Here is an 18,131-nt window from a genome sequence, read left to right on the forward strand (position 1 = left end):
CTTGATACAAGGCGCAAACCGTACAAAACTTTAAATTCCAGGCAAAAAATCTTCTCTACTGAATTGGTTTAGCAATTACAATCATTCTTATTTAATGATAAAAAGCTGTCATTTCGACGAGGAACGAGGAGAAATCTTTTGTTTTTTACTTTACAAACAAACTTATAGCGATTTTTTTTACCAACAAGAAGCAAAACAATCACACACGTTTAATTTAGTCTAAAAAATTTTCACATTTAAACAATAAATGCAATTTTAAAAGTCATTTACTTATATATTTATCATATAAACAAACAAAAAGTTAAATTATTTATAAAAAAACTGTATTTATTTTAATTTTTTACTACTTTTAGACATGATCAACAGGCTTTATCAATTTACTGCCTTACTTTTTTTTCTTTTTTCCGGATTTTCAGCATCCGGACGGGGAGGATCATACCACATTTACCATCAGGACGAAAAAAAGGCTTCTTTAAGAGCCACAAATCTTAATCATCGTCCCTCAAACTACGAATACAGCCTTAACAATGTACCCTTACCGGTTATTAATGTGCAGCAACACCGCGGGGCGCATTCGTTACAGGGCTTTTGTCATAATCCCAATTTTTTCTCCATCGGGATCAGATACATCACTTTTTCATGCGGCCGTGGCACAAGTCAGTTGTCGCGCTTCCGCAAACTCATCCTTTTTCCATTTCACGCTTTTTGGTAGCAGGAAAAACAATGCTATCCCGGTGCCCTGATTAAGCACCCGGATCTTATTGTTTTTAAAAATTTAGTTTTAATACCGCCCGGCATTTTTGATTGGGTGCCGGGAGTTATTTAAGAATCAAGAGATAAGAATCAGGAATCGAGACAAAAAAAAACAAAACAGTTGATCGTTAACCCCTTCGTTTGAATATTTATTCCTCAGATCAAGGACAACACCAAACCCATCACTGTTTTTCTTTCGTCCTGATTCCTGGCTCTTAACATCCTGACTCTCCAATACTGCCTGGTATTTTGATTGGTGCCAGGCAGTATTGATCAAACCTTTACTAAACACCCTAAAACCCGAAACATGAAAAAATTCATACCCTTTGGCGTACTTATCCTTGTAATTGTACTTGCCCTTATATATCCATCAGTTACCCTTACCACCATCAAAGACAGTAAAATTGACAGCGGTGATACCGCATGGCTTTTGGTAAGTACCGCCCTTGTACTCATCATGACACCCGGCCTGGCCTTTTTTTATGGCGGCATGGTGAGCAAAAAAAACGTACTATCAACCATGCTGCAAAGCTTTGTTTGTATGGGTGTTATCACCGTTATATGGGTGATATTTGGCTTTAGCCTGGCCTTTGGCGATTCTATCGGCGGCTTCATCGGCGATCCCCGCACCTTTTTTATGATGAAAGGCACCCTGGGTAATGCCACCTGGAAACTGGCGCCAACTATTCCATTGGTATTATTTGCCATGTTCCAGTTAAAATTCGCTGTAATTACACCGGCGCTTATCACTGGTGCTTTTGCCGAGCGTATCCGCTTTAACTCCTATGTGATTTTCCTTTGCCTGTTCATGATATTTATATATGCCCCACTGGCTCACTCTACCTGGCACCCGGATGGTTTTCTGTTTGGCAAAGGCGTACTGGATTTTGCCGGCGGTACGGTAGTACACATGTCGGCAGGTTGGGCTGCATTGGCTTCGGCATTATATTTAAAACAACGTAACGATAAAGCACACGCGCCTGCACGCATCAGCTATGTGTTATTAGGCACCGGTTTATTATGGTTCGGCTGGTTCGGCTTTAACGCAGGTTCGGCTTTAGGCTCAGGCACATTGGCAGCTACTGCTTTGGCAACTACTACCACCGCATCAGCAGCTGCAGCTATGGCATGGATGTTTTTTGACATATTGCGTGGTAAAAAACCCGGGGTTATGGGTGCTTGTATAGGCGCGGTAGTAGGCCTGGTAGCTATCACACCGGCAGCGGGCTTTGTAACCATCCCCCACTCTCTCATCATCGGCATCGTAGCCGCGGTAGTAAGTAACCTGGTTGTGATCTGGAGAACATCAACCAGCATTGATGATACGCTCGATGTATTCCCTTGTCACGGCGTAGGCGGTATGGTGGGTATGTTATTAACCGGCGTATTCGCGCATCAAAATGTAAACGCGGGTAACACAACCGGCAATGGCTTATATTATGGCGAAACCCATTTGTTTTTCCTTCACCTCATTACATTGATAGGTGTTTCTGCCTTCGCATTTTTTGGCTCCTTATTATTATTAAAGATCACAGATATGATCAGCACTTTACGTGTTAGCCCAGAAGAAGAGCTTGCAGGCCTGGATATTAGCCAGCACGACGAAGAGCTTTAAGCTACATAGCGCTATAAAAATCAAAACCAAACAACAAGAAAAAACTAAAGCTGCATTTTTAAAGATGCAGCTTTTTTAATTATTGAATTATTGATTTAGTGAATTAGTGATTTCTTTGTCGGAACCCGAATTAGTAGAATTTAAGAATTAACTCGGTTGAGGGCTGCGCCGTTTTCAGGATTTGACTAACTTGCTTACCAATTTCTCACTACTCACTACTCACTACTCACTACTCACTACTCACTACTCACTACTCACTACTCACTACTCACCAAACTACCACTCCTTGGTTGAAATCTTATTGATCTTTTTTTGCTCTTTGGGCAGGGCTGATATTTTGAGCATGTATGACCTGAGCACTGCTCCTACTTTGCGACTGTTTAATAACATTCGGTTTAAAAACTCCGCCACATCGCGCTTGTCCAGCTTATCTTTGGCTTTTTCCATGGGAATGGTTACACCCGGTACAGCTTCATATACATTATAGCGGTTGCGTTGATAAGGCACATATACAAAATCGGTAAACCAGTAGCGGTATTTATTATCCTTTACCTCAACCCTCAGGGTGTAGGTTATTTCGCCATCTTCATGGGTGGTTACGAATGATTTTTTTGATACCAGGAAACCACTGCTACCTACCAGTACACCCTGGGCCTTATCGGCAGTCGACTGCTTTAGCTTACCTTTTGGATAGGCCGACTTAAAAAAGTAAAGCCCGCGGTTATACAAGGTATCAGCGCTCAGGCCATCCTGGGCAACCGTTTGATAATAGATATACTTATCATTTTCATCCAAAGCCAACGAATCTGTCTGAGCCGAAGCACTTTTCACAAACAACACACAAACAAGCGCTATCAATATATTTTTCATTTTATACTTTATTAAGTTGAGCAAGGATTTTTTGGAGCAAGAAACAAGGACTTTTGGAGCAAGAACAAAAGGAACAAAGAGTAAGGACTTTTAACCCACCTGAATTCTATTTTTTTTCTATCCTTGTTCTTTGCTCAAAAATCTTTGTTCGAAAATCTTTATCCTCAAAGATAAAAGCCGTTCCGGTAATAGGAACGGCTTTTATAAAAAGAATTTATTTATTTTTTCTTAGAAATGGGTTAAAACATCTTTTATGTAGAGACGCATAATTGCGTCTCCCACAGGACAAGCCACTTTGCATTGTTTAACCTCCTTAATCTGTAAACGAGAGACGTAATTATACGTCTCTACATTTAGAACCACCTCTTAGAACGCGTAAACCGCCGCTAACACAAACTGCGAAGCTTTATTGGTTGCTACACCGCTGCTGTTAACAAAAGGCGCGTAGAATTTATCGCTCTTTTTATCAAACCTCACCTCCGGTATCAGCGTTAGCGGACCGGCCTTAATATTTGAGGTTACGGTGATCGCTTTTACATTGCCGCCATCTTTTTTAACTTTAAAATACTCACCCCTTAAACCAAAGCTCACTATTTTTGAAACAGCATACTGCGGGTAAAGAGCAACACCTTCAAAACCGCCACCATCATGAGGAGCCGAGAAGGTGGCACCATTTAAGCCTAATTTAAAGGCATCGGTTATCTGATAGGCTGTTGTCAGGTCAAATTCTGTTCCGGAGTATGACCCGGTTAATACGTTCAGATAAGCAGTCCAGCCTTTAACCGGGGCAACCATCAATTGCGCGCCAAAGGTTGATACATCACCAGAGGTTGTAGCACCTTCACCTACAGACCTGTAAGAGTTATAGGCATTCCAGTAGTTATTAAATATACCGGCCATTAAGCTCACTTTATCAGAGAAAGCATAGGTAGCTTTTAAACCCGCGTTTTGGAACGGACCATTGGTGAACAGGTATGAAGTTGAATAGTTATAATTGCCCGTTGGCGCAATTACCTCATAACCCACAAAAGTTGCCATATAACCCGCTGTTAAATTAAACTGACTGGTAACATCATAGGAAACATACAGGTTTTGGATATGATAATTAGGGTTAGGGATTGACTGATCATTTCGCGGACCGAAAGACAATTCACCTACAAATGAAGCCTTGCCTACCTTTTTCTTCAAACCCAGGTCAATCATACCTATCGAAACCGAATTCTGATCTGATGCGAAACTGGTTGGTATATTGGCGTGTTTAGAAAAATCGTATTTATAGTATGCATCAACAGATCCGGTTATGGTCAGGGGTGGATCTGCCGCTGCTGTTTTTGTGGTGTCCTGTGCTTTCACCGTGAAAGCCGCGATAGAAAATAAACATAATAGTAAAGCTGTTTTTTTCATGATAACGATTTAATTGTTAATAAAATTGGGTTTGTTAATTTTTTGATTTAAAATATTGATATACAAATAGTTATTACCTTACAGGACCTTTTATTGTCGGCATAAAAAATCCCTGTGCAGTTGGCGATGCCATTGCATTAAAGCCACACACCAACCACACAAGGTATTACAAGACCCCGACCGGGAATCTTTTTGTTATTATTTATTCGTCGTCTTAAACTTCGGTAGTCGACTTAACCCCCTTGTCAAAAAGACCGCTCAAGCTGATCTCTTCTTCCTGAGCTGGGTAAACTTCGATACCGTGATCAAACACATCGATACCGCCTAAGCCAGCTTCGCCATGTTCTTCGATACGCAGTTTCCATGGATTTGGCAATTTGTTGATGATAAACATCATGGCAAAAGTTACTATAAACACCGAAGCTGTAATAGCAAAGCTGCCGATGAATTGAGCCTTCAGTACACCAAAACCACCACCATAGAATAAACCTGCAACCGGAGCAGAGTTATCGGCACCTGTTGGCCCCGTGGCACCAAACTGACCAGAAGCGAATAAGCCTAATGATAAAGTACCCCAGATACCGCACAGACCGTGAACAGAAACCGCGCCAACCGGATCGTCAATGCGGAACCACTCGATCAGGTAAACACCAGCAAATATCACGAAGCCGGCAACCGCGCCTAATAAAATAGAGCCAAACGGACTTACCCAGTAGCATGGACAGGTAATAGCAACCAAACCGCCTAAAAATCCATTGATAGTAAAGGCCAGATCGAACTTGCCTTTTGTTGGGCCCCACCAAAGCGCGGCAAGCATAGCAGCAAAACCACCAGCGCAAGCAGCAAGGGTAGTATTAGCAGCAACACGGCCAATACCCTGCATATCCATTGCGCTTAAGGTTGAACCAGGGTTGAAACCATACCAGCCAAACCATAATATAAAACCACCTACGGCAGCAACTAATAAGTTATGACCTGCAGGCAATCCTCCTTTTTCTTTATCGTCACGGGCAAATATTCTGCCTAACCGAGGGCCTAATACCATAGCGCCAGCCAATGAGGCCACACCACCTATAGTATGTACCACGGTTGAACCTGCAAAGTCACGGAAAGGCTGAGCGGTTAAGTGAGCGAAAATTCCCGAAGTTCCCATGGTAGCCAGGAAACCATCCGGACCCCATGCCCAGTGACCAATTATTGGATAAATAAAACCTGTAATACCTATACTGTATAAAATATCGCCACGGAAACTGGTACGACCGATCATGGCACCAGAAACAATTGTTGAACAAGTATCGGCAAACGCATATTGGAAAATCCAGTGTGCCAAAAGCGGAATACCGGTTGAACCATAAGTAGCGGGCGTATTTTGTAAAAAGAACCAGTTAGTAATGGTTTTGCCGTCGGCGCCTAAGCCACCCCAGCCAATAAAGCCATTACCGTTACCAAACATAAAGGCATAACCTATTGCGTAAAACAATAACCCGCAAAGACATGTATCAAAAATACACTCCATTAAAACGTTAACCGTTTCTCTTTTACGGGCAAAGCCAGCTTCAAGCATCACAAAACCAGCCTGCATACCGAAAACCAAAAAGGCGGCCACCAGTGTCCATACCGTATTAACAGTATTGATCAGTGCCGTCTCGTGAGCGGTGTAAGTGTCGGCAGCGTGAGCAGATGTACCTAATATACCAGGTAAACTCATCATGGCCACCAATACCAACCCTAACCCAATCATTTTTCCTGTTAAAATGGTAGCTCCCAGCGCCCATTTTTCACGTGACAGTTGTCGGACTGCACTCAGGAGGTTGTGTTTTGTTGAACTTACTTTCATTTGTCTTTAATTTAGTTTGATTGTTTTTAAAAGTTTAATTTAGTTTGATTGTTTATTTAATTAAGCTTGATTGCAGGGTAAAAATCCACAAAAACCATCATCCCACCTCACAAATACTACCTTTTAACAATTCAATTATTGATAATTTTATAAAAAACTCAATAATTATGATGTTTCTGTAAATTATTTTCTGAAATTATGCAGTAATTTTAAGAATAACAAATTTTTAACAAAAAAATAACGCTAAAAAATGCAATATTTACGAAAATTGTAAATCAAAACTAAAATTTAAGGTAAATTTTAATGATTTTGAAATTTTATTCACCTACAAATCAATTTAAATTCACACATTCAAAAAAAATGAAGAATTTTTCAGACAAAATTTGATTTTTTGAATATTTCAGAGCAAAAAACAAGAAAAAACAGCATAAAATTCAAATTTAAACTCAACTCAAGGCGCCAAATGAGTGATTTTCTTAGAAATATTCAGAATTTAAGTTTTATTGACCAGGGCAATCACTTTTTAAAATTCATGTGTTTTTTATTAGCTCGAAAAGGGGGCGAAAGCTAAAAGGCGGAGGTTACGCCGAATTTATTCAGCATCTCACTCACAGATACACCGCCGCAACAGGCAAATTTTTGACCCGACAAGGGTGAATATCCTTAGGTATGCCCAAATAAATTCGGCATAACCTATTTTTTTATTGATTTTTCTATTCATTTACTTACTTATATCATATTTCCGCTAAATTTTGCACATATTTTAAAGGATAGTTCTATTTTTGAGAGTTGACCTTTATTTAAACCGTATATCTTATGTCTAACATCCGATTTAAAGCACTACAGGACGTCCTGGGCAGGACCATCCCGGAAGTGAAACCACCTTCTTCAAAAATTTCAGATTATTTTGGTGCCAATGTTTTCGATAAAAAGAAAATGAAGGAATACCTTTCAACAGAGGCCTATCAGGGAATCATTAACTCTATCGAAAAAGGTGAACCAATCCCGCGCGACCTGGCCGAGCAAATTGCCGCAGCTATGAAATCATGGGCGTTGGGTAAAGGAGCAACGCATTATACGCACTGGTTTCAACCGCTTACCGGCACTACCGCCGAAAAGCACGACGCTTTTTTTGAACCAACTGCCGATGGAGGCGCCATTGAGCGTTTCTCCGGTGATGCATTGGCGCAGCAAGAGCCAGATGCTTCAAGCTTTCCGAGCGGCGGCATCCGCAATACCTTTGAGGCCCGTGGTTATACCGCCTGGGATCCATCATCACCTGCATTTTTGATGGCCCGCACTTTATGTATACCTACCGTTTTTGTCTCCTACACCGGCGAGGCCCTGGATTATAAAGTACCATTATTAAAAGCATTAAGCGTTTTAGATAAAGCCGCTGTAGATGTTTGCCACTATTTTGATAAAGGCATCGAAAAGGTAAATGCGTCCTTAGGTATCGAGCAGGAATATTTCCTGGTTGATATTGCCTTATTTAATGCGCGTCCCGATCTGTATTTAACCGGCCGTACCCTGTTCGGTCACATATCGGCCAAAAACCAGCAATTGGAAGATCATTATTTTGGATCGATACCGGAGCGCGTGTATGCTTACATGCAGGATATGGAAGCCGAGGCCTTGTTACTAGGTATACCTTTAAAAACCCGCCACAACGAGGTTGCACCTTCGCAGTTTGAGTGCGCCCCTATTTATGAAGAGATAAACCTGGCCATTGACCACAACCAATTATTAATGGACCTGATGGACCGTGTTGCCCGTCGCCACAATTTCAAAGTGTTGTTGCACGAAAAACCTTACGCCGGCATCAATGGTTCAGGTAAGCACAATAACTGGTCACTGATAACCAATACAGGTAAAAACCTGTTGTCGCCAGGTAAAACGCCTAAGAACAACCTCATGTTCCTCACCTTCTTTGTAAATACAATTAAAGCGGTTTATGAGCATGCAGATTTGTTAAGAGCGTCTATCGCTTCGGTAAATAATGATCACCGCTTAGGTGCTAATGAAGCCCCTCCGGCTATCATCTCTATTTTCCTGGGCAGCCAGCTGAATGATGTGCTGGACGAAATAGAAACTTCGAGGATCAGCAAAAAGATCAAAGAAGATAACTTGCTATGGCAGGGCATCCCTAAAATACCACAGATATTGCCCGATAATACCGACCGTAACCGTACCTCGCCTTTTGCCTTTACCGGTAATAAGTTTGAGCTGCGCGCCGTAGGGTCATCAGCAAACTCTGCCAGCCCGATGACGGTGTTGAATCTGATTGTGGCCGATCAGCTTAAAAAATTCAAGTATGATGTAGATAAGCTGATCAAAAAGGGCGAGAAAAAAGATGTGGCCCTGTTAATGGTGATCAAAAAATACATCAAAGAGTCGAAAAACATCCGCTTTGAGGGCAATGGCTACAGCGATGCATGGGAAAAAGAAGCAGAAGAAAGAGGCTTATCAAACATCAAAACTACGCCAAAAGCGCTGGATGCCATGTTATCCGAAAAAACAGATATCCTTTTTGCAGAAACTGGCATATTTACTCCTCGCGAAGCACATGCCCGTCACGAGATCTTGCTGGATGCTTTCTACAAGAAATTACAGATAGAGGCGCGCGTTATTGGCGAGCTGGTACTGAATGTGATCATTCCATCGGCTATTGCCTATCAATCTAAATTGATCGAGAACGTAAAAGGCCTCAAAGATCTTGGCCTAAGCGCCGATACTTACGCCGCCCAACTTGACATTATCACCAAAATAGCCGAACACGTGAACTTTATAAAAGCAAACGTGGAGCAAATGGTTGATGAACGCAAAAAAGCTAATGTGATAGAAGATATACGCCAACGTGCCATTGATTATGACGAAAAGGTTAAAACGTTCTTCCAGCCGATACGCTACCATGTAGATAAACTGGAGCAATTGATAGATGACACCCTTTGGCCACTACCAAAATTCAGGGAGCTGCTATTTATAAAGTAAATAAACACTAATTTTTTGAAGGAGTTGACTTAGGTCAGCTCCTTTTTGTTTAAAGTACATTGGATCATCACGCGGCGACGACTCACCCTGTCATCGCTGCGCTCGACATCCCTCTCTTCGCCTACGGCGTAAAGAGGGAGTTTTTTGTCATCCTGAGGAACGAAGGATCTATTTTAAGATTGAAAAGTTCAATAATAGATGCTTCACTTCGTTGAGCATGACAGATCTATTTTTCCCTTCACCCTCTTTCCGCAGTAGGCGAAGAGAGGGTCGCCTAGCGAAGCGTAGGCGGGGTGAGTCGGTACCGGGCCCAATTCGCGCAATCCGTGTTTCATCGCATTCGTGCAATTCGCATAAATTCGTGACAATTAATGTCAAAATCATTAGTTTTGCGCTATGGTTTCTTCACAACGTTATGATCAACGTGGCGTATCTGCCTCCAAGGATGATGTACACAATGCAATAAAAAATATCGACAAGGGTATTTTCCCACAAGCTTTCTGCAAAATTGTACCCGATATATTAACCGGCGACGAGGATTATTGCAATATTATGCATGCAGATGGTGCGGGCACCAAATCATCCTTAGCTTATACTTACTGGAAAGAAACCGGCGATATATCGGTATGGCGCGGTATTGCCCAGGATGCTATTATCATGAACCTTGACGACCTGCTTTGTGTAGGTGCTACGGATAACATCCTGCTGTCATCAACCATTGGCCGCAACAAAAATTTGATACCGGGTGAAGTGATCGCGGCCATCATCAACGGTACCGAAGAAATTCTGAGCGAGTTGCGTGAAGCTGGCATCGGCATCTACTCCACTGGCGGCGAAACCGCTGATGTGGGCGACCTGGTGCGTACCATCATTGTCGACTCCACCGTTACCTGCCGCATGAAACGCGAGGATGTGATATCAAACCACCGTATCCAACCCGGTGATGTGATTGTTGGCCTGGCCTCATACGGACAAGCCAGTTATGAAAAAGAATATAACGGCGGCATGGGCTCCAACGGTTTAACCTCGGCCCGTCATGATGTATTTAACAAAACCATAGCCGATAAATATCCCGAAAGTTACGATGCGGTCATTCCTTACGAATTGATCTTTAGCGGCAGTAAAAACCTGACTGATAAAATTGATATAGGCAACAACCAATCAGTAACTGCAGGCAAACTGGTACTGAGCGCTACCCGCACCTACGCCCCTATCATCAAAAAAATGCTCGATGCTTACCGCAACCAGATACATGGCATGGTACATTGCAGCGGCGGCGCGCAAACCAAGGTGCTGCACTTTATTGACAACCTGCATATCATCAAGGATAATCTTTTCCCTGTACCACCGCTATTTAAGCTCATCCACGAGGAATCAAAAACCAGCTGGCAGGAAATGTACAAAGTTTTCAATATGGGTCATCGTATGGAGCTTTATGTACCCCAGGAAATAGCGGCAGAACTCATAACCATATCCAAAAGCTTTGGTGTCGACGCGCAGGTTATCGGTCGCGTTGAAGCGGCTGATAGCAAAAAGGTGACGGTAACATCTGAGTTTGGGGTGTTTGAGTATTAAAAGCCGAGAAGCAAGATAATAAGAGTCAAGAATCAAGACAGAAAAATATCTGTATATAAAAACCTTGTTTCAATAGCCGCGTTTAAAGGCTGACAACTATTATTGTTTTTCTTGTATCTTGACTTCTTGGTTCTTGATTACAAAAAACTCGCCTATGCTTAGGTTCCTGTCGGCACAATCAACTTTTAATCTTTGGGTGATATTTTTGACCGAGAACCTGTTGGTGACCGTATTAGCATTGTTGTTTGGCTGGCTGATACTCAAATTCAATCACAAACCTATCAAACCTGCTTCCCGCAAGGAGGTATTCATTTGTATTTTAACCAACGTAATTAATACAGCTATAACCTACGCCGGCTTTTGGTTATGGAAACATGGTTATATTCTGCTCAGCTATACCATATCCTGGCGTATCGGTTTTGATTTTTTAGTTCTTTTTATGCTGATGGATCTGGCGATGTTTTTGTTTCATTACGCCATACATCGGTCAATATTATACAAAGCCATCCATAAATTTCATCACCATTATGCCGATCCTATCCCCATTGATCTGTTTGTATTGCACCCGCTGGAAACGGTAGGCTTTGGCTGCTTATGGCTGGCCCTGCTCCTGTTGTTCAACTTTAATATTTATGCTGTTTTCATTTACCTGGTAGTGAATGTTTTTTTTGGCATCATGGGCCATTTGGGTATAGAGCCCGTCCCGGCAAGCATCCGAAGAATTATACCTTTTAAATATCTGGGTACATCATCATTTCATCACCAGCATCATTTAAATATCAACCACAACTTTGGCTTTTATACCAATATCTGGGATAAGATCTTTAGAACTTATAAGGGATGATTTTGGGAGTAAAGATTTGGGGAAACAAGGAGCAAAAACTTTAGGACAAAGGACGATAAAACAAAAAGACCAGGCCAAATTGGCCTGGTCTTTTTGTTTTATATCTCTGTTTCAGGAGAAACGATTAGTTAAATATGTATCTAACACCGATCTGAGCCTGGAAACGTGAGAACTGACTGATATCTGTTTTGTATGAATTAGTAACGGGTATCTGGTTGTTGGCATCAAGATAAGGGAACGAATAAGTTGCCTGAGTTGAACCATCTGCATTTTTTTGAGGGCCCATATATCTTAACACAGTTGTTGCACCATTGTTGAAACCACTGTACGATACTTGTTGGTTACCCCAGTTACGGTTCAACAGGTTAGTAAAGTTAATTACGTCGAAAGTAAGTTCGAGTGTATTTTTAGTTTTACCTGCTTGTATGAAAAAGTCTTGTGCAAAGTGCAAGTCAACTCTTTTGTAGGTAGGTAATATCGCACCGTTTCTTTGAGCAAACTGACCTCTGTGCTGGCTCAGATAAGGATCCTGGTTGATGAAGTTATTCAACTGAGTCCAGATCTGATCTGCTGTACGGGTATCCTTGGTTCCATTTGCTGCTGTAGGCGCTGCAACCAGAATAAGATCACTCTTATTTTTAGGGATATACATCAAATCGTTGGTAGCACCATCCCCGTTAGGGTCATTAGCAGTAATATATGATATAGCGCCGTTGTTAGCCGCTTCAAATACTAAACCAATGGTTGATGCAAAGTTTTTAGCATATTGTTTGCGGTATGATACGGTTGCAATAATACGGTTTGGCTGTACATAAGAACTGTTTGACAGATTATCTGCGTTCGGGTTACCTGCAACATAACGTGTGTTCCAGATAGTTGCAGCGGTTGAACCACCATCGTTAACATCCTTTGATTTGGTATAAGTATAAGCTACGCTGGCGGCAAAACCGTTGCTGAAGCTTTTTTGCAACTGACCGGTAATAAAGTATGAGAAACCTTTGCTGGTATTTCTCATATAATATAAACCATTGATAAATGGATTAGTGGCAGTGGTAGGATTGGCCGTTGTTGGAGCTGTAGTATTTTTTGAAGCGTACTGGATTTGACCTTCAGGACCAGCCAAAGTGGTGTATGAATCAGATAATACTAAGTTCTGGTGATAAATAGCACGGATATCTTTGGTATAAGCACCTTCGATAGTACCTATAATACCGCCAGGTAGTTTTTGGTCAACCGCTAAGTTGGTTCTCCAGATTTTTGGATATTTCAGGTTCGGGTCAGCAACGTCAAGCTCGTATGAGTTATTGGCTGCCGCATTAGCCGGACGATTCGCGTTAACATTTTGATTGAATAACAATCTTGGATCGCCAGGAGAGTTTTTCTGCGTAACGGTATATGAACCAAATAACAAACCGTTGTTTGATGCCTGGTTAGATATCCACACAAATGGTACCGGACCGGTAAACAAACCAGAACCACCACGTATTTGGGTAGACTGATCGCCATTTACATCCCAGTTAAAACCTACACGAGGTGAAAGCTGTACCCTATTTTTTGGCAGCTTAGAAACATCAACATGTGTACCACCCTGAAAAGTAAGGGCAGCAGCATTGCTGTTAGAAGCTAATGTAGTTGGGAATACGTTATAATCGGCTCTTAAACCATATGTTAATCTGAAGTTATCAGTTACATGGTATTTATCCTGTACATATACACTATAAATAGACGCTTTGATCTTAGCAAATGGGAACCCGCTGCCAACAGCCGAATAGCGGTAAGTATAAGCTTGTGCTGGCAATCCATTGATAAAGTCAGAAGCTGAATTATAAGTATATAAACCATTGTAATCTGGAGCAAAACCGTTAGTGTAGCTCTGGATCTGGTTACTCGTACCTATAGTGAACTCATGTTTACCAGAATAAATGGTAAAGTCATCAGCAAACTGCCAAATGTTGGTATTTAATAAGTTACCCGCAGTATAAAGCTCAGAACCAAAGCTGGTTGCTGTAGCACTTGCAGGAGAGGTAACAACGCCATTGGCATCAGAAGAACCATTACCTATATCAACCATTGGTAATGAACCATTACCCAGGAAATTACGGAAGTCCCTTAATGCAGAGTAACCCACAGTCAATTTGTTTGACATAGAGTTGCTGATGCGGCTATTTAACTCAACTATACCGATATTAAAGTTATTGTTGATAGTATAACCAGATCCGTAGAAAGGCAAAGTATTTGGACCAGGTGCGCGGGTGGTACCATAACCTACGGTGGTTATACCATCGCTGTTAGGGATACCCGAGTTACTGGCTGGCTGATCTTTAAATGATTTTAAGTAAAAATACTTAGCACTTAAAGTATTATTCTTATCAATATTCCAATCTAACTTAGCAGTTAACTTGTTGCTTGAAGTTCTGTAAACATAGTTTTCATAAGCTCCCGGATCATAACCATAGCTTGCCAGTTTTGCTTTGATAGCATCTAATGTGCTGGCTTGTACGTTTGATACGTTCGATCCGCTTAAACCCGGACGGCCTGCTACTAAAGCATTTGCCGGTGGCGCGCTAACTCTTTCCTGTTCACCTGATACAAATAAGAACAATTTATTTTTGATGATCGGACCACCTACAGCAACACCATCGGTATGGTAATCAAACGGAGTAATAGGCACGTTGGTTGTACCTGCATGGTAACCTGTTAACCTGGTACCACGACCATAATAATAAGCAGTACCTTTTACCTGGTTAGTACCTGATTTTACTACGGTATTAACACCAGCGCCGGTAAAGTTACCCTGGCGTACGTCATAAGGGGCAATATCAACCTGAATCTGATCGATCGCGTCTAATGATATAGGCTGTGAACTGGCCTGGCCACCCAAAGTACTTGATAAACCAAAAGAGTTATTGAACAATGCACCGTCAACAGTTACGTTATTATAAGCTCCGCTACGGCCACCGAAACTATTAAAAGTACCGGTTGAGTTTGCAGAAGGTGTTAATTTGGTAAAATCCTGTAATGAACGGGCAACAGTTGGTAAGTTTTCAATTTGCTGACGGTTGATTGTTTCGCGCGCTCCGGTACGTGATGAGTTGATCACTTTACCTTGCGAACCGGTAATTACTACCTCTTTTAACGCAGTCAGATTATCCTCCAGTTTGGAATTGATCTTTTGATCCTGACCAATAGAAAGGGTAATACCTTCCTGAACAAAGTTTTTGTATCCAACAAAACTTACTTTAAAGGTGTACGGGCCACCTACTCTTAAGTTGGGGATATTATAACGCCCATCGGCACGGGTTACTGTTGAATACACAGTACCGGTAGGTTGGTGGGTGATGGTTACGGTAGCACCCGGAATTCCACCCTTGGCATCGGTTACAATACCGTTTACACTGGCTGTTGTTACACCCTGTGCAAAGGCATTCCTGTTAAGGAACATAAAACCGGCCAATAATAATAAAAGAAGTAAAGGCTTCCTCATAAATTGCTTTTTTAATTATACTTTGTGTTGATTAGCCGCAAAGATAAGTAATAGGCTGATTGTCAATGTTAATTTTATGTTAACAATTATTATATATTTTTCAACAGTTTCATTCGTACATAATATGAATCACAAGTAAACCGGTAGATATTATATAATATTTATAATAATTTACCGGGCTGGCCGGGTAAATAGCATCTGATTGTAAATAATAACGCGGGGCTCTCTGAGCCTTCTTATTCCATTTTTCCTTTTCAGCCCTTTTACTTAGCTTTGGGCCATTAAAATTAACGCCTGTGTGTAACAACACAGTTTAGCTTTAATCCGTACAAAGCGAAAATTTAAATTATACATCATTAAAATATGGATTACGATTTAATTGTTATAGGATCAGGCCCGGGTGGTTACGTAGCAGCAATCCGCGCTTCCCAACTTGGTTTAAAAACTGCTGTTATTGAAAAAGAATCAGTAGGCGGCATATGTCTTAACTGGGGTTGTATCCCCACTAAAGCCCTATTAAAAAGTGCCCAGGTATTTGAATACATCAACCACGCTTCTGATTATGGCATCAATGTAAATGGTACCGGCGAGGTTAATTTTGAATCGGTTATCAAACGCAGCCGCGGTGTTGCCGATGGCATGAGCAAAGGCATCCAGTTTTTGATGAAGAAAAACAAGATTGATGTAGTTGCCGGTTTTGGTAAATTAAAATCAAAAGGTGTTGTTGAAGTAAAGGCCGCTGATGGCTCAACCAAACAAATCACCGCTAAACATATTATACTGGCCACTGGCGGCCGCTCACGCGAATTACCTAACCTGAAACAGGATGGCAAAAAAGTGATTGGCTACCGCGAGGCTATGTCATTACCCAAACAACCAAAATCATTGGTAGTGGTAGGTTCTGGCGCTATCGGTATCGAATTTGCTTATTTCTATAACTCTATCGGCACTAAAGTTACCGTAGTAGAGTATTTGGATAACATCGTTCCGTTGGAGGATGAAGAAGTTTCAAAAGGATTGAACCGTATCCTGAAAAAACAAGGCATCAACATTATGACCAGCGCTAATGTGGAGTCTGTTGATACCAGCGGCGAGCTTTGCAAAGTGAACGTTAAAACCGCATCGGGTGTTGAGATATTGGAAGCCGAGGTTGTATTATCAGCCGTGGGTATCTCTACCAATATCGAAGGCATCGGTTTAGAAGAAAACGGTGTTAAAACAGATAAAGGCAAAGTACTCGTTGATGATTTTTACCGCACCAATGTAGAAGGCGTTTATGCTATTGGCGATATTGTAAAAGGTCAGGCGCTGGCACACGTAGCCTCCGCCGAAGGCATCATCTGCGTAGAGAAAATTGCAGGTCACCACCCTGAGCCATTAAATTACAACAACCTTCCGGGTTGTACTTACTGCTCGCCCGAAGTTGCCTCTGTGGGTTATACCGAAAAAGCCGCTAAAGAAGCCGGTTACGAAATTAAAGTGGGTAAGTTCCCATTCTCGGCATCAGGTAAAGCCAGCGCAGCCGGTGCTAAAGATGGTTTTGTAAAACTGATATTTGATGCCAAATACGGCGAGTTCCTGGGCGCACACATGCTGGGTAATAACGTTACCGAACTGATTGCCGAAGTAGTTACCGCACGCAAGCTGGAAGCAACAGGTCATGAGATCATCAAATCGGTTCATCCGCACCCAACCATGAGCGAAGCTGTAATGGAAGCTGCCGCCGAAGCTTACGGCGAATGTATACATTTGTAAAATTCAAAAGTTAAAATTCAAAAGCCGGTTGCTTATATAGTTACCGGCTTTTGTTTTTATATCAACCGGAGTAGAGTTTTTGAATTTTGAATTTTTACTTTTGACTTACTATGAAACTCCACACAATAGATACCGGTTTTTTTAAGTTGGATGGCGGCGCCATGTTTGGCGTAGTACCCAAAACCATCTGGAACAAAACCAATCCTGCCGACGATAATAACCTCTGCACCTGGGCCATGCGCTGCCTGCTGGTAGAGGATGGTAAGCGACTGATATTGATCGATACCGGCATCGGCAATAAACAGGACGAAAAATTCTTCGGTCATTATTACCTGCATGGCACTGCCACTATTGACAGTTCGCTGGCAGCTCTTGGCTTTCATCGCGACGATATTACCGATGTATTTTTAACCCACCTGCATTTTGACCATGTTGGCGGCGCAGTGATACGTGATGGTGATAAGTTACTACCTGCCTTTAAGAATGCGGTTTATTGGAGCAATCCGCAACACTGGGAATGGGCGGTAAACCCCAATGAGCGTGAAAAAGCATCATTTCTGAAAGAGAATATACTGCCCATACAGCAAAGCGGCCAATTACAGTTTGTGGATAGTACAGATGGCATAAAATTCGCCGAAAACTTTCATATACGCTTTGTTTATGGCCACACCGATGCCATGATGCTGCCATTGATAGGTTATAAAGACAAAAAGATACTCTATATGGCCGATCTGCTGCCATCTGTTGGGCATCTGCCACTTCCCTACGTAATGGCCTATGACATGTTTCCGCTGAAAACGCTGGCCGAAAAGAAACTATTTTTAAATGAAGCCGTAGAACAGGAATATATATTGTATTTTGAACACGATCCCATTAATGAATGTTGTACATTGCAGCAAACGGAGAAAGGACCGAGGTTAAAAGAGGCGTTTAAACTGAGTGATATTTAATAAGTGTTTTATGGATACCACAAAAACCATACCGCTTGCGGGTTTTAACAATT

General features: G+C 41.8%; 11 protein-coding genes. 7 read left to right on the forward strand and 4 right to left on the reverse strand.

Annotated elements, in window-relative coordinates; genetic code table 11:
• Nucleotides 1–355 precede the first annotated feature (355 nt).
• Both FHW89_RS09255 and FHW89_RS09260 read left to right on the forward strand, forming a co-directional pair.
• Nucleotides 356–712 (forward strand): hypothetical protein, encoded by a 357-nt coding sequence (locus tag FHW89_RS09255; protein ID WP_172334743.1) that lies wholly within the window; start codon nt 356–358, stop codon nt 710–712.
• Nucleotides 713–1,060: 348 nt separating this feature from the next.
• On the forward strand, nt 1,061–2,368 hold the full coding sequence (locus tag FHW89_RS09260) for an ammonium transporter (protein ID WP_172334744.1): 1,308 nt from the start codon (nt 1,061–1,063) through the stop codon (nt 2,366–2,368).
• A 276-nt stretch (nt 2,369–2,644) separates the two neighbouring features.
• On the opposite strand, the gene FHW89_RS09265 is transcribed toward FHW89_RS09260, so the two are convergent.
• From FHW89_RS09265 to FHW89_RS09275, 3 genes are all read right to left on the reverse strand, one after another.
• On the reverse strand, nt 2,645–3,238 hold the full coding sequence (locus tag FHW89_RS09265; RefSeq protein ID WP_172334745.1) for a DUF4468 domain-containing protein: 594 nt from the start codon (nt 3,236–3,238) through the stop codon (nt 2,645–2,647).
• 366 nt (nt 3,239–3,604) lie between these two features.
• A complete protein-coding gene (locus tag FHW89_RS09270) occupies nt 3,605–4,642 on the reverse strand; it encodes a porin (protein WP_172334746.1) in 1,038 nt (345 codons plus the stop codon).
• 214 nt (nt 4,643–4,856) lie between these two features.
• Nucleotides 4,857–6,479 carry an ammonium transporter gene (locus tag FHW89_RS09275; protein ID WP_172334747.1) on the reverse strand — a complete coding sequence of 541 codons (1,623 nt, stop codon included), beginning with the start codon at nt 6,477–6,479 and terminating at the stop codon, nt 4,857–4,859.
• A gap of 816 nt (nt 6,480–7,295) precedes the next feature.
• Here FHW89_RS09275 and FHW89_RS09280 point away from each other — a divergent pair.
• From FHW89_RS09280 to FHW89_RS09290, 3 genes are all read left to right on the forward strand, one after another.
• Complete coding sequence (locus FHW89_RS09280) at nt 7,296–9,470, forward strand: glutamine synthetase III (protein ID WP_172334748.1); 2,175 nt, start codon at nt 7,296–7,298, stop codon at nt 9,468–9,470.
• Nucleotides 9,471–9,866: 396 nt separating this feature from the next.
• Nucleotides 9,867–11,045, forward strand: a complete 1,179-nt coding sequence (locus FHW89_RS09285) for an AIR synthase related protein (RefSeq protein WP_172334749.1) — start codon at nt 9,867–9,869, stop codon at nt 11,043–11,045.
• Nucleotides 11,046–11,199: 154 nt separating this feature from the next.
• Nucleotides 11,200–11,889: a sterol desaturase family protein gene (locus FHW89_RS09290; RefSeq protein WP_172334750.1), complete on the forward strand. Its 690-nt coding sequence runs from the start codon at nt 11,200–11,202 to the stop codon at nt 11,887–11,889.
• A gap of 124 nt (nt 11,890–12,013) precedes the next feature.
• Here the strand turns inward: FHW89_RS09290 and FHW89_RS09295 are convergent, their stop codons facing one another.
• Entirely contained in the window at nt 12,014–15,373 is a 3,360-nt protein-coding gene (locus FHW89_RS09295; protein ID WP_172334751.1) for a TonB-dependent receptor, read from the reverse strand.
• A gap of 363 nt (nt 15,374–15,736) precedes the next feature.
• On the opposite strand from FHW89_RS09295, the gene lpdA reads away from it, so the two are divergent.
• Both lpdA and FHW89_RS09305 read left to right on the forward strand, forming a co-directional pair.
• A complete protein-coding gene (lpdA, locus tag FHW89_RS09300; protein WP_172334752.1) occupies nt 15,737–17,128 on the forward strand; it encodes a dihydrolipoyl dehydrogenase in 1,392 nt (463 codons plus the stop codon).
• 110 nt (nt 17,129–17,238) lie between these two features.
• On the forward strand, nt 17,239–18,078 hold the full coding sequence (locus FHW89_RS09305) for an MBL fold metallo-hydrolase (RefSeq protein ID WP_172334753.1): 840 nt from the start codon (nt 17,239–17,241) through the stop codon (nt 18,076–18,078).
• Nucleotides 18,079–18,131: the final 53 nt, after the last annotated feature.

The sequence above is a fragment of the Mucilaginibacter sp. SG564 genome (assembly GCF_013149275.1).
Lineage (GTDB): Bacteria > Bacteroidota > Bacteroidia > Sphingobacteriales > Sphingobacteriaceae > Mucilaginibacter.